This window comes from Rhodopseudomonas sp. (genome assembly GCF_036404135.1).
GTDB lineage: Bacteria > Pseudomonadota > Alphaproteobacteria > Rhizobiales > Xanthobacteraceae > Rhodopseudomonas_A.
Map to the genome: position 1 here is coordinate 21,451 of NZ_DASWPE010000094.1, position 13,461 is coordinate 34,911.

Consider the following 13,461-nt stretch of genomic DNA (forward strand, 5'->3'; position numbering starts at 1 on the left):
ACTTTTGCGGTGCCATCGAACCATTATTATTCGACGAACTTAACCCTGTTCGATGATCCCGCCGACGGGTTGGCGGGACGATGTCATGATTTCGCATAAATCATTGATTTTTGCGAGAAATGTGCTATTTTAGGCACATTCATGAGCAGAACCCGGTCACGACCGTTTTTGTGCATCAGGAGTCCTGCGCAACATCGAACAGGGGCGTGGCCGTCCACGCGCAGGCTGTGTCACAGAAAACGCGTAAAAAGAGTGTTTCCAAGGGTGTGAAAAAAGCCGCTGCGGCCAGCCGTAGTGCGACGAAGACTCGTTCCCGGACTTCTGCCCGGGTCGCCGCCAAGGATTCGAACAAGGCTTCCGCCAAGGCTTCCAAGTCGTCAAGTTCCAAGACGGCGGCAGCCAAGTCCCCCAAAAACAAAAGAAGTGCAATGCCAAAAACGACTGCGAAAACCTCCGTGAAGCCGACCGCCGCCGCGGCCAAAACCGCCTCCAAGGCGGCCGCCAAGCCGGAGTCTGCCAAGCCGTCCGTCGTTGCCGCCAAGCCGGTTGCAGCCGCTGCGAAGCCGGCCGCCAAGCCGGCGGCTGCCGCCCCGCGCGTGGAGGAGGCCAAGAAGCCTTTGACGCAGCGTCAGGGTTTCAAGACCAACGAATTCGTGGTCTATCCGGCGCACGGCGTCGGTCAGATTCTGGCGATCGAGGAGCAGGAAATCGCAGGCGCCAAGCTTGAGCTGTTCGTGATCAACTTCATGAAGGACAAGATGACTTTGCGGGTGCCGACCGCCAAGGTCGGCAATGTCGGCATGCGCAAGCTGTCGGAGCCGGCACTGGTGAAGCGGGCGCTGGAGACGCTGAAGGGCCGCGCCCGGGTCAAGCGCACGATGTGGTCGCGCCGCGCCCAGGAATACGAAGCCAAGATCAATTCCGGCGATATCGTCGCGATCGCCGAGGTGGTGCGCGATCTGTATCGCTCCGATTCGCAGCCGGAGCAGTCCTACAGCGAACGCCAGCTCTATGAAGCGGCGCTGGACCGGCTGTCGCGCGAAATCGCCGTGGTGCAGCACGTCACCGAAACCGAGGCGGTCAAGGAAGTCGAAGGCCAGCTCGCCAAGAGCCCGCGCCGCGGCGCCAAGACCGAGGTGGAAGCCGACGCCGATGCGGAAGCCGAGACCGATGGCGACGACGTCGCCGCGGACGAGGCGGCATAAGCCCACGCTTCGGACGATCCGTTCAATCAGCAAAGCCCGACCGCAAGGCCGGGCTTTTTGCTGCGTGCGTCGTTGTTTGCTGCGTCGGTGGCGGTGTCGAACCGCTCAATCCACCACGATCTTGACGCGGTCGCGCACCTTGACCTCGGCATGGGCGTCGAGGCCGTTGAGTACGCGAAATCGCTCCACCGGCTTGTCGACGCCGGACATCCGGTGCGACAGCGATTCCACGGTGTCGCCGGGCTGTGCGGTGATGATCTTGATGCGCAGCGGCCGCGCCGCCTGGATTTCTTCCAGCGTCAGCCGGCGGAACGAGCCCACCGTCTCCCGCGCGTTGCGTTCGCTCTCGGTGGTCTTCTGCTTGGCGGCGAAGATGAAGCGGTAGACGTCGCTGCCGAACCGTAGCGCATAGACCCGGAATTGCCACTGATCGCCATGCGCGGTCGCCGCCGCCGCCGGCAGTCCGTTGATGGTCATCTCCTCGGTCGAGGCCTTCTCGACATTCTCCATCCAGCCGGAATTGAGATAGTCCGCCAGCGTCTGCTCGGAGGCGACCCGCACCACGTCGAAGCGCATCGCCTGGTTGCCGCCCTCGCGTACCCCGATCACCGCCTGCGCGGTGTTGTCGAGCGTGAACGCCTCCGGCGCAGTGAAGGTGAAGCCGAGCTTGGGATGCAGGAAGCGGCGGCCGCGCACGAAGCCCTCGCTGGGATCCTCGCCATAGACCATGCCGTCGATGGTGGCGAGATAGCTCTCGCGGTCGCGCTCGCCGCCGTCGGGCGAGGAATATTGCCGGGCATTGGCCTGCGCGTTCTGCACCCGCTCCGGCGTCGCCGGATGCGACGACAGAAAGTCCTGCGAGCGCGGGTCGGCCGCGGCGCGGCTCGCCTTCAGCGCGGCGTTGCGCTCCATCGCGGTGAGAAACCGCGCCGCGCCATAGGGATCGAATTGCGCCCGCGCCGAAATCCCGACGCCGATGCCGTCGGCCTCGAATTCCTGCGCCCGCGAGAAGCTCGCCATCGTCAGCTTGGTCTTGGCCAGCGCCAGCGCGGTGAGGTCGGGATCGTTGCCCATGTCGGTGACGACGCGGGTGACGATCGCGGCCTGCCGCGCTTGGTCCTCGCGGATCGAGGCGTGCTTGGCCAACACATGCGCCATCTCGTGCGACAGCACCGACGACAATTCCGAGGTGTCGCTGGCCAGCGCGATCAGGCCGCGGGTGACGTAGAGCTGGCCGGTCGGCAGCGCGAAGGCGTTGACCGCGCCGGAATTCAGGATCGTCACCTTGTAGGACAGGTCCGGGCGATCCGACGCCGCCACCAGCCGCTCCACCGTCTTGGTGATCAGAGCTTCCAGCTTGGGGTCGTCATAGGCGCCGCCATAAGACGACAGGATGCGCTCGTGCTCGCGCTCCGCGGCCGGATTTGGCTGGGCCGGCCGCGGCGGTTTGGCGGGGCTGCTCGGCTGCAGCGTCGCCGTCTGGAAGCGGCCGGCATCGCCGCAGCCGCTGAGCAGCAGCCCAGCGCACAGCACGGCCGACGCAGCCCAAAGGCCGCGGCTCAAGCCTGTTTTGCGCTGTCGCACAGCCGTCACGTCGTCTCTTTCTCCGGCAGCTTTCGTCGTTGAGCCCAGAGGCCCGCACCGCGCGAGTTTCGGAGCCGATCCGACCTCAGCAGATCTTAGAGTCCTCGCGGCATCGGCTTGGACAAGGTGTCGGCCAATCGCGAAACGCAAACCCACGCCTGAACCACCCGCTAGCCGTCGTCGCGCAGCTGGATTTGTCCCGCCCCGATCATCTCGATCCGCGGCCCGCGCCGCTTCTCGACCCAGCCGCGGACCAGAATTCGTCGCCCCTCGAACGACTTAGGCGGTGTCCCCAGCGTCTCCAAAGCGGCCGCCATGCGCCTTGAAATAGTCACGGCAAAGTCGCGTGTCCAGCGCTGCCCGAAATTCAGATAGATCATTGCCCCAGCGTCGCGGACCGACAGCACCCGGCCCTCGACCAGTGCGAAACGCCCCACGCCGGACAAGATATCGCCCGGATTTTCCGCGTTTTTTATGGCGGCGGGTTCCGCCCATAGCCCGCGCCTCGCGCGGCGGGCCTGCGCCTCGGCGAGGCTGAGCTCAGTGCGGCAGTCCGGATCGGCGATATCGCCGGCGCTGACCGCTTCGCCGGCCGCAAGTAATTGCGCCTGCAGCGAAACCGCCTCGCCCTCGCGAAACACCAGGGCCGGCTGCCGGCCGTAACGATCGGGCGAATCGCTGTCGCCGTGCAGCGTGATATCGCGCTGCGCGATCAACGCGGTGAGGGCCGCGACGGCGTGCTGCCGCCGCTCCGGAAAAACCTCGATGCCGGACAGCCGCACGTCGCGGCCGTCCTGCAGCCGCAAGCTGCGGGCGTCGATCACCGCGGCGACGCGGCCCTCGCCCTGCGGCGGCAACCGGCAGCCTTCGGCCAGCGCAAAATCCGCCCCGAAAAACATGCGGCAAACCAGTGGCAACACCCAACAGAGCTGACGACCCGCGCTCATCACCCGCCCGTTGTCCCTTTCGGAGTATCAAGACGCCGACCGCGCGACGCGGCGATCGATTCGTCCCCCGGGAGTCCTCGGCTCGGCATCGCCCGATCCTCAGCGCCCCTTGAAATGCGCCAGCCGCCGCTCCTCGGTGGCGCGCACGCCTTCGCGGAAATCCTCGGTGGCGCACAGCCTGGTCTGCTCGGCGAGTTCGTGATGGGTCGCCGCCAGCACCCGTTCGGCGAGACCTGCACGCATTGTCGCCCTGGTCGACAACAGTCCGAGCGGCGAGCATTCGGCGATCTCGCGCGCCAGCTTCAGCGCCGCGCCGCGCAATTCGTCGTGGGGCACCAGCATATTGGCCAGCCCCAAGGCGTAGGCCTCCTCGCCGGTGACGCGGCGGCTGGTGTAGAACATCAGCTCGGCATTGTTGCGGCCGATCAGTTCCGGCAACGTCACCGTCAGTCCGAAGCCGGGATGAAAACCGAGCTTGGTGAAGTTGGCGGAGAACCGCGCCTCCGGACAGGTGACGCGAAAATCCGCCGCCAGCGCCAGGCCGAGCCCGCCGCCGATCGCGGCGGCGTGCACCGCGGCGACGATCGGCTTCTTGTTGCGGAAAATCCGCACCGCCTCGATGTAGAGGTGGCCGATCTTGCCGAGCCCCGAGGCCGGGTCGGACTGCTCGCTGGCATCGATCGGGGTGCGCGACGGATCGCCGAAATTCGCGCCGGCGCAGAACGCCTTGCCCTGCGCCGCCAGCACCACGGCGCGGGCGTAGGGATCGTGGTCGATCTCGGTCAGCGCGTCGGCGATCTGGTCGATCAACGAGATGTCGAAGTAGTTCAACGGCGGCCGCTGCAATTCGATGATGGTGACGTGGCCGGCTTTTTCGACGCCGATGTCTGCATAGCTGGTCATGATGTCCTCGCTTGCTCTCGAATCACGGCCGCATCGAACGAGTAGCGGGCGCCGCGATGATTCCGCTTAAACCTCCGGTAGGTGCTTTGGTCGCGTCAGTTGTAGTACCAGTTTGGTCGGGAAACCGCGGCGTTCGTCAAGCCGGTGTAGTTCAAGACATCGGCACCGCGCACCGCGCCGCTTCGCAGTGGAATACGGCGCTGCGACAACAGACAGTCGGTTTTTCCGCGTCGCGGAGTTTGGCAAACTTGCTCCGGCGATGGGCCGCGGTAGGATGGGACGCGCTCGCGGTTAGCCGAGCGCGTAACGCGGGAGCACAGATGTCGAGCGACGGGTTGAATGTGATCGTGACGGGCTCGGCCTCGGGCCTCGGTGCGGCGACGGCGGGCATCCTGGCGAAAGCCGGCGCGCGCCTCGTCATCAACTACGCGTCGAGCCAGGGCGCCGCCGAAGCCACCGCCGAAGCCTGCCGCGCCGCCGGCGCCGCCGAGGTCGTGGTGGTGCAGGGCGACGTGGCGCGCGATGAGGATTGCAGGAAGATCGTGGCTGCGGCCGCGCCCTGGGGCCGGCTCGACGCGCTGATCAACAACGCCGGGACCACCAAGCACGTCTCACACGACAATCTCGACGGGCTGTCGGCGGAGGATTTTCAGCGGCTCTATGCGGTGAATACCATCGGGCCGTTCCAGATGATCCGCGCGGCGCGGGCCTTGCTGGAGGCCTCGGCTAAAGCGTCCGGGACGCCGGCGGCGGTGGTCAACGTGTCCTCGGTGGCCGGCCTCAGCGGCATCGGTTCGTCGGTCGCCTATGTCGCCAGCAAGGGCGCGCTGAATTCGATGACGCTGTCGCTGGCCCGCGCTTTGGCGCCGCTGATCCGCGTCAACACGGTGTGTCCGGGCTATATCGATACGCCCTGGTTCACCAAGGGCCGCGGCGCCGCCGCCGCGCAACAGGTGCGCGACATGGTCACGGCAAAGGTGCCGCTGAAGGTGGCCTCAACCGCGCAGGACGTCGCGGCGCTGGTGTGCTTTCTGGCCACGCCGCAGTCCTGCAACATGACCGGCGAATTAGTCCGGATGGACGCCGGGCTGCATCTGGTGAATTGAGCTCGCCGCGAGCGCGGCGATCTCACCGTCTCAGTTCTGACGATCCCAACGAATCCGACGACCGCCACGAAATCCGGCGCATGAGTTCGTCATTGCTTGCGAGCCGAGGGCGGCGCGGTGCGCCGACCGACAGCGAAGCAATCCAGGGGCTGCGCGTGGAGCCCTGGATTTGCTTCGTCGCAACAGCTCCTCGCAATGATGCTGTGAATGCCGCTGCGGGAACCGCGGTCGGGCGCGCGCCGCGGTGCTGCATTTTCCGCAGGTCCGCCTTCATCCGACCTCAACCATCCGCGACGTCAGGTGCCCTCGCGGCAGGCCCGGGCGGCGCCCGGGCGTTGACCGGCGGCCCGGCTTGCGGCCTTTATAGCGTTTTCGAGCGAAGTGGCTCCCGGTTCGCGTGAAGAAAACGCGTCAAAATAACAATCCAGGGCTCCTGGTTCTGATTCCATCAGAACCGGAATAGCTCTGGGAACCGGCGATCTGTGCTACCGTGCGAGCTCGCTCCCCGAGAGGACCAGATCGGAATGGCGCCGTCGGACAGCAAGATCTTAGCCTTTCTGGATATCGAGCGCGGCGTGCTTGCGGGTCTCGAAGCCGGCACGCCGCTGCAGCAGGCGTTGCGCGATCTGCTGCGCGGTGTCGAGCCGCTGTTCGGCTCGGGCTTCTGTTGCAGCCTCGGCCTCGCCGACCCGGCGAGCAAGCTTTTGCTGGTCGGGCTGGTCCCGGAAAGCTGTCCATTGGCGAAAGACGGCGCCGAGGTGGCGCGGCCACACGCGTTCTGCACGAGCGCGATCATCGGCGAGGGCGGCGCCGCGATCGGCTCGCTGGTGGTGAGCCATATTGGGCTGCGGCCGCCCAACACCGCTCAACTGGAGCTGGCGGCGCTGGCGGCGCGGACCGTCGCGCTGCTGATCGAGCGGCACAATGCGACGGGCGCGCTGCGCGAGCGCGAACACGAACTGACGCGGGTGCAGCATATCGCCAAGATCGGCGCCGTGGTGGTCGATCTGCGTCACGGCTTTCGCAACGAACGGCGCTCGGCGGAATATCGGGCGATCCACGGGCTGGCGCGTGATGCGCCCGACGGCCACGAGGATTGGCTTCGCCGGCTGCATCCACAGGATCGCGACCGCGCGCTGCGCGGCTTGCTCGAGGCGATCGAGGGCAGCGCCGAGCGCTATTCCGCCGAATATCGCATCATCCGGCCGAACGACGGTCAGATCCGCTGGATCGCCGCGGAAGCCCAGATCGAGCGCGGCCCGGACGGCCGTGCCGAGCGGCTGGTCGGCGCACACATCGACATCACCGATCGCACGCTGGCCAAGGAAACGCTGCGCGAGAGCGAGGAGCGCTTCCGGCTGATCGCCAACAGCGCCCCGGTGCCGATGTGGGTCAGCCGGCTCGACGGCAAGCGCGCCTTCGCCAACCAGGCCTATCTGGATTTTCTCGGCCTCGACTACGACGCCGCATTGGCGTTCGACTGGCGCAACGTGCTGCATCCGGACGATCTGCCGCGCATCCTGCGCGAGCAGATCGCCGGCGAAGCCTCGCTGAAGCCGTTCGTGCTGGAGGCGCGCTATCGCCGCGCCGACGGGCCGTGGCGCTGGATGCGCTCGGAATCGCAGCCGCGTTGGGACCCGACCGGCAAGCACATCGGCTTCATCGGCGTGGCGCATGACATCACCGCCTCCAAGGAGGCCGAGACCGAGCTGCGGCGGCTCAACGAAACGCTGGAACAACGGATCCGCGAACGCACCGCGCAATTGCAGGCCAACGAGGCGCAGATGCGCGCCATGTTCGAGACCAGCAATCAATATCAGGGCCTGCTCGATCTGAACGGCAACATCGTCCATGCCAACGCCACCGCCCTGGCCGGCATCCGCGCCGGCGTCGCCGATGTGCTCGGCACCCCGTTCTGGGATTCGCCGTGGTTCACCGGCACCGCGGGGATGCGCGACTGCGTGCGCAGCGCCTTCGCCGCGGCGCGCAAAGGCCAGACGGTGCGGACCGAATTGCTGCTGCATCTGCCGATCGGCGAGCGGTTCTTCGATTTCGCGATGCGGCCGATCTTGGACGAACATGGCCGGGTCTCGGCGGTGCTGCCGGAGGCGGTCGACATCACCGAGCGCCGCCGCAGCGAGGAGGCGTTGCGGCAGTCGCAGAAGATGGAGGCGGTGGGCCAGCTCACCGGCGGCGTGGCGCACGACTTCAACAACCTGTTGACCATCATCCGCTCGGCCACCGACTTCCTGCGCCGGCGCGACCTGCCGGAGGAGCGGCGCCGGCGCTACATCGACGCGATCTCCGAGACCGTCGACCGCGCCTCGACGCTGACCGGGCAATTGCTGGCGTTTGCGCGGCGGCAACCGCTGACGCCGCAGGTGTTCAATGTCGGCACCCAGGTCGAGAGCATCGCACAACTGATCCGCCCCTTGGTCGGCAGTCGCATCCAGATCGCGGTCAATGTGAACTGTCCGGACTGCTTTGCGATGGCCGACGTGGCGCAGTTCGAAACCGCGCTGGTCAATCTCGCCGTCAACGGCCGCGACGCGATGGACGGCGAGGGCAACCTGACCTTCGACGTGGTCAAGGTCCAGGCCATTCCGGCGCTGCGCGGCCATCCCGGCTGCAACGGCAGCTTCATCGCGGTGGCGGTGACCGATACCGGATCGGGCATCCCCGCCGATCGGCTCGAAGCCATCTTCGAGCCGTTCTACACCACCAAGGAGGTCGGCAAGGGCACCGGCCTCGGGCTCAGCCAGGCGTTCGGCTTCGCTAAGCAGTCTGGCGGCGAAATCGAAGTCATCAGTACCCCGGGCGCCGGATCGACCTTCACCATCTACCTGCCGCAGGCCGAGATCCCCGCCGAGCTCGCCGACGTCGTCGCGGTCCGCACCGAGGCCACCGCGAGCGGCCGCGGCCATCGCGTGCTGGTGGTGGAAGACAACGAGGATGTCGGGCGGTTTTCCACCGAACTGCTGGAGGATCTCGGCTACGCCATCCGCTGGGTCGGCAACGCCGTCGACGCGCTGGCGGCAATTGCCGAGGACGAGTTCGCCTTCGACCTGGTGTTTTCCGACGTCATCATGCCGGGCATGAACGGCGTCGAACTGGCGACGCTGATCCGCGAGCGCTATCCCGGCCTGCCGGTGGTGCTGACCAGCGGCTACAGCACGGTGCTCGCGGAAAACGCCCATCGCGGCTTCGAACTGATTCAGAAGCCGTATTCGGTCGAAGGGCTGTCGCGCACGCTGCGCCGCGCCATCTCCGAGCGTCGCTCCACGATGGCGTGATGTCACGCAGTTCGGTTTGGATCGAAGCATCCAACCCGAATTGAGCCGTCATTCCGGGGCTCGAGCAGCGCCCGCTGCGAGAGAACCCGGAATCTCGCCACACTCCTCCCGCGGGCGGAGCGAGAGTCCGGGTTCGCTCGTTCTGACGACCTCGCGCCTCGGAATGATATAGAATCTCTACTCCGCCGCCCCGGCGAGCAGCGGCGGCAGCAGCCCGCCGTGGCGGGCGAATTCGATGATCAAGTCGCTGACCTCGTGCGGCCGTTCCTCATGGGCGAGATGGCCGAGGCCGGGCATCGTCACCACCCGCGAGCCCGGCACCAGGGCGTGCACCCGCGCGGCGTCATGCGGCGCGATGGTCTTGTCGTTGCCGCCGCTCACCAGCACCAGCCGGGTCAACAGCCGCGGCAGCTCGGCTGCCAGCGGCCGCAGCTTCCAGTTTCCCATCATGCGCAGCGCCGAGGCGACGTGGCCCGGGCTGCAGGTCAGCCGGCGATAGAACTCGATGCCGGCGGGATCGAGCACCGAGCCGGTGTCGGCGATCATCCGCTCGACGAAACTGTCGCTCGAGGCGAAGCGCGCGAACAGCCGCGGCACCACGCGGCTGCCCGCCAGCAATTGCGCGAACGGCGTCATCAGCCGTCCGGCGAGACCACCGATCGGCAGCATCGCGCCGTTGAGGCCGAACAGCCCGTCAGGCGCGATCGCGCCGTCGAGGCACATCCGCGCCAGCACCGCGGCGCCCGCGGAATGCCCGGCCACCAGCACCGGCGCGAGATCGAGCACCCGCAACAACCCGGCGAGGTCCTCGGCCATGCCGTCGAGGCTGAGCCGCTTGGCGGGCGGCGTCTCGGTAAAGCCGTGGCCGGGCAGATCTGGCGCCACCACGGTGAAATGCTCCGCCAATAACGGCGCCAGCGCCCGCCACGAATGCGTCGCAGCGCCGGTGCCGTGCACCAGCAGCAGCAACGGGCCGCGGCCCATCTGCTGCACGTGCCAGCGCAACCCCGCGGCCTGTACGAAGCGGCTCGACTCCCGGTTCGGCCAGTCGCGCCCCTCATGGTCCCATCGCGGCTTCGCATGCAGCTCGGCGCGACGCGGCGCGGCCGCGGGCAGCTCGGTTGGGATCGGGCGCATGACGTCGTTCTCCTGCGGATGACAATTTGAAACCTCGGGGCGCTGCGGCTGGCTCATCGGCAGCCCTCGCTGGCATTGTTGGGGCTGGTCCAGGCGGTGTAGATCGCGCAGTCGCCGGCGGCGGGCGGACGATAGGCCTCGACCTTCTCCGGCACCGGCGGCAGCAGCCGCAGATAGGCGGTGAGCGCCATCACGTCTTCCTCGTCGAGATTGGAAAAGTGATCCCAGGGCATGCCCTGCCAATATAGCGGCCGGCCGTTGCGGCTGACGCCGCTGCGGATCGCGCGGCCGATCTCGGCGTCGGACCAGCGGCCGATGCCGGCGTCGGGGTCCGAGGAGATGTTGGCGGTGAACAGCGTGCCGGGCAGCCCGCTGAGTTTCAGCCCGCCGCCGCCGTTCGGCTGATGGCAGAACACGCAGGACGCATTGGTGAACAGATAGCGGCCGCGCTCGACCAAGGCGGCGCGCTCCGCCGGCAGCGCCGACAGATCCGGCCGCGGTACCGCGCCGAGCGCCTGCTGCGACAATAGCTCGGCGGGCAGCACACCGAGGATCGGGGTCGAGTAGATCACCAACCCGAAACTACAGCCGAGCACCCCGGTCCAGCTGCGGCGTCCGAGCGGCGCCCAGCGTTGCAGCGGCACCAGCCAGGACAACAGCGCCACCCACAGCGCCAGCACCATCCACTGCGCCGCGATCAGGGTGCCCTGGAGGCGGGCGAGGTCGGGGCCTTTGAGATTGGCGAAGCTGCCGGTGGCGTAGGTAATCGCGGGCGGCCGGCCGAGAAACAGGTCGCTCGCCCACAGCTTGCTGAAGAAGGTCTCGATCGCGCCGAAATGCAGCGGCGGCGGAATCTGGTTGTGCACCGCCGGCAGCGTCTTCAGGTAGCGCGCGATCGCGGTGGCGTCGGTCTGCGAGATGTTGTGCAGAAACACCCAGGGCATGCTGAACACGTTCAACAGCCGGCCGTCGTCGGTGCGGCCGTCGCGGATCGCCCGCACGATCTGCTGTTCGCTCCAGCGGCCAAGCCCGGTGTCCGGATCGGAGGTCAGGTTGCGGCTGACGAACACGCCCTGCGGATGCGCGCCGACCCGGGTGCCGCCGGCGAGATAGTGCTCGTCGCGATAGATCCCCTTGGCGCTGACCTCGGTGTGGCACAGCCCGCACATCCCGGCGCGCACCAGATAGCGGCCGCGGCTGAGCGCGTCCTGCGACTGGCCGGGACCGCCGAGCACGCCGCCGGGCTCGCCGGGCACGGCGCGCGCCCGCGATTCCAGGAACGCCACGAGGTCCCAGCGATCCGCCGCCGGCAGATCGGCGAACGACGGCATCGGCGACGCCCCGAGCCCGGTGGTGAGACGCAGAAACACGTCCTGCGGCCGCGCGCCGCCGCGAAAGCTCCACGGCGCGGTGAGGTCGCGGCTGGTGACCGGCTGACCGTAGGCATCGGTCAGCACCGCGCCGCCGCCCAGCTCGGCGCCGTGGCAGGTCGCGCAACCCTGCGCGCGATACAGCCCTTCGCCATGCGCCACGTTGGCCGACGTCACCGGCGGCCGCCGCGGCACCAGCAGCGGCGCCGCCCGCCGCGCCGGCACGCTGCGCAACGCTTCGACGTATCCGACCACGTCGTCGATCTCCGCCGCGGTCAGCATGTCGCGGAAAAACGGCATCGCGCTGGCCGTAAGTCCATCCGCCACCACCTTGCGCAGATCCGCGGTGGTCGGCGCCGCGCCCTGCGGCGTGCTCTTGTACTTGTATCCGGCGGTAGTGAGATCGCGCGGCCGCGGGCTCATCGACGGCGCCGCGGCGCCGTTGCCGCGGCCGTCCGGACCGTGACAGATCGCGCAGTTCTCGAGGTAGACGCGTTGCCCGTTGGAGGCGCCGGGCGGCACCATCGCGGTGGGCGGCCATTCGACGTCGCGGTACTGCGCCGGATCCGGCTGCCAGGTCGACACCGGCGCGGTGTAACCGAAATGCGCGATCAGCGAACGCGCCACATCCAGCGCAAGATACACAGTCAAGGCGACCACGCTCCACCACAACAGCGACCGCGGCATCCATCCCGCGACGCGAAGCTTCGGCGACGGGACGGTTTTCACAGTCGTCATAGTTGCTCGTTCCGCGCCACCCGGTTGGCGACCGCTTGTCGTTGCTGCGAAGGCGCGAGTGACATGTGCGGACGCGAGCTGCGTCAAAGGCAATCAGCTCAATTGCAAATGTGGTCGAGCCAGGAGAGTTCCCTGCTGGCCGGCGCGGCGCGGCAATTCTTCTCCTGGGCGGTACTAATATGTTGCACACGGAGACTAGCAGCAGCCAAAGCGCAGGCGATCGATAATCCGCGCGACGCGTTCACTTGCTGGTGACGCTGTGGACAACGCCAAGGCTTGCTACGTGGATTGGACATTTCGTCGGCGCTCGACGCCACGCGCGAATGACAGCTTCGGCAAAGCTGATCATGCTGCTTGACACCCGGGGTGTCAGTCTCGCGAGACAACGGCGCTGCCGAACTAACTAAGCGGATCGGCCGGAACAGAACGCTTGCATGCGGGTTCGAATCACCAGTACGTCAGACGGCCTCAGTCTTCGTCTTGGCAGCGCCGCTTAGTGCAGCGCCGCAGTGCAAAGTCACCCAGGACAAATACGTGGTGACGACGCAAAGCCAATGATGAGACGAGACGACAGCGAAGCGCGGCAGCGCTGTGCCGATGGCGGTCGATACGAGTTCGCTCGGCTAAAGCGTTTTCGAGCGAGAGCGTTTCGAGCGAAGTGGATCCCGGTTCGCGTGAAGACCCGGTTCGCGAAGAGACGCGTCAAAATAACAATCTAGAACTCTGCGGCCCATGGAGAAACGCGATGAAGATGTCTCATTTCGCCAACTTCCTGATCATCCTGCTCGGCGGTGCGGCGCAGGAAGTCGCCAACGCCGTGCGCCGCGGGCTGCGCGGTCGCGATGCATCGGCGGATTGACACGCTTAAAGCCAGCCAGGCCCAGCGATCGCGAACCAGCGCCGCGGCGGCCGATCGCGGCCCGGCGCCTTCGCGCGGCGGCGTTGCAGCGTGTGCGGAAAATTTGGCGATCCCGGGATGACTCGAACATCCGACCTACGGTTTAGGAAACCGCCGCTCTATCCGGCTGAGCTACGGGACCGAACGCCCGGCTGCCGGGCATGAAATCTCCATATCAGAGCCGCCGCCGGATCGCCACCCCGGCCGGGCGCCGTCGGCGACAAACCCCGCAGCCGCCGGACTGCGGGGTTTTCGCATCCACTTTAAGGTTTATTTAGCC

9 protein-coding genes and 1 tRNA gene are annotated in these 13,461 nt (G+C 67.1%); 3 read left to right on the forward strand and 7 right to left on the reverse strand.

Annotated features, from left to right (window positions below; translation table 11 throughout):
- Positions 1-175 precede the first annotated feature (175 nt).
- Complete coding sequence (locus tag VGC77_RS23660) at positions 176-481, reverse strand: hypothetical protein (RefSeq protein WP_414709641.1); 306 nt, start codon at positions 479-481, stop codon at positions 176-178.
- Between VGC77_RS23660 and VGC77_RS10760 the strand changes: the two genes are divergently transcribed.
- Entirely contained in the window at positions 456-1,205 is a 750-nt protein-coding gene (locus tag VGC77_RS10760; RefSeq protein WP_414709642.1) for a CarD family transcriptional regulator, read from the forward strand. The genes VGC77_RS23660 and VGC77_RS10760 overlap by 26 nt on opposite strands.
- Before the next feature lie 105 nt (positions 1,206-1,310).
- Here the strand turns inward: VGC77_RS10760 and VGC77_RS10765 are convergent, their stop codons facing one another.
- From VGC77_RS10765 to VGC77_RS10775, 3 genes are all read right to left on the reverse strand, one after another.
- Complete coding sequence (locus VGC77_RS10765) at positions 1,311-2,798, reverse strand: M48 family metalloprotease (RefSeq protein WP_331171558.1); 1,488 nt, start codon at positions 2,796-2,798, stop codon at positions 1,311-1,313.
- Between the two features lie 161 nt (positions 2,799-2,959).
- Positions 2,960-3,688, reverse strand: a complete 729-nt coding sequence (locus tag VGC77_RS10770) for a thermonuclease family protein (RefSeq protein WP_331171559.1) — start codon at positions 3,686-3,688, stop codon at positions 2,960-2,962.
- A gap of 147 nt (positions 3,689-3,835) precedes the next feature.
- Positions 3,836-4,639: an enoyl-CoA hydratase/isomerase family protein gene (locus VGC77_RS10775; RefSeq protein ID WP_331171560.1), complete on the reverse strand. Its 804-nt coding sequence runs from the start codon at positions 4,637-4,639 to the stop codon at positions 3,836-3,838.
- Positions 4,640-4,959: 320 nt separating this feature from the next.
- Here VGC77_RS10775 and VGC77_RS10780 point away from each other — a divergent pair, with 320 nt between their 5' ends.
- Both VGC77_RS10780 and VGC77_RS10785 read left to right on the forward strand, forming a co-directional pair.
- Positions 4,960-5,745, forward strand: a complete 786-nt coding sequence (locus VGC77_RS10780; protein ID WP_331171561.1) for an SDR family oxidoreductase — start codon at positions 4,960-4,962, stop codon at positions 5,743-5,745.
- 524 nt (positions 5,746-6,269) lie between these two features.
- Positions 6,270-9,038, forward strand: a complete 2,769-nt coding sequence (locus tag VGC77_RS10785; RefSeq protein WP_331171562.1) for a PAS domain S-box protein — start codon at positions 6,270-6,272, stop codon at positions 9,036-9,038.
- Between the two features lie 177 nt (positions 9,039-9,215).
- Here the strand turns inward: VGC77_RS10785 and bchO are convergent, their stop codons facing one another.
- The 3 genes from bchO to VGC77_RS10800 all read right to left on the reverse strand — a co-directional run bounded on the left by bchO (position 9,216) and on the right by VGC77_RS10800 (position 13,323).
- Entirely contained in the window at positions 9,216-10,175 is a 960-nt protein-coding gene (bchO, locus tag VGC77_RS10790; RefSeq protein ID WP_331171563.1) for an alpha/beta fold hydrolase BchO, read from the reverse strand.
- A 53-nt stretch (positions 10,176-10,228) separates the two neighbouring features.
- Positions 10,229-12,283: a c-type cytochrome gene (locus VGC77_RS10795; protein ID WP_331171564.1), complete on the reverse strand. Its 2,055-nt coding sequence runs from the start codon at positions 12,281-12,283 to the stop codon at positions 10,229-10,231.
- A gap of 963 nt (positions 12,284-13,246) precedes the next feature.
- Positions 13,247-13,323: transfer RNA gene (locus VGC77_RS10800), tRNA-Arg, on the reverse strand.
- Between the last annotated feature and the right edge of the window lie 138 nt (positions 13,324-13,461).

Coding starts and splice junctions, on each gene's coding strand:
- VGC77_RS10770 (WP_331171559.1), bottom strand. CDS start 3,688: ATGTTTTTCGGGGCGGATTTTGCGCTGGCCGAAGGCTGCCGGTTGCCG.
- VGC77_RS10775 (WP_331171560.1), bottom strand. CDS start 4,639: ATGACCAGCTATGCAGACATCGGCGTCGAAAAAGCCGGCCACGTCACC.
- VGC77_RS10785 (WP_331171562.1), top strand. CDS start 6,270: ATGGCGCCGTCGGACAGCAAGATCTTAGCCTTTCTGGATATCGAGCGC.
- VGC77_RS10795 (WP_331171564.1), bottom strand. CDS start 12,283: ATGACGACTGTGAAAACCGTCCCGTCGCCGAAGCTTCGCGTCGCGGGA.
- bchO (WP_331171563.1), bottom strand. CDS start 10,175: ATGCGCCCGATCCCAACCGAGCTGCCCGCGGCCGCGCCGCGTCGCGCC.
- VGC77_RS10780 (WP_331171561.1), top strand. CDS start 4,960: ATGTCGAGCGACGGGTTGAATGTGATCGTGACGGGCTCGGCCTCGGGC.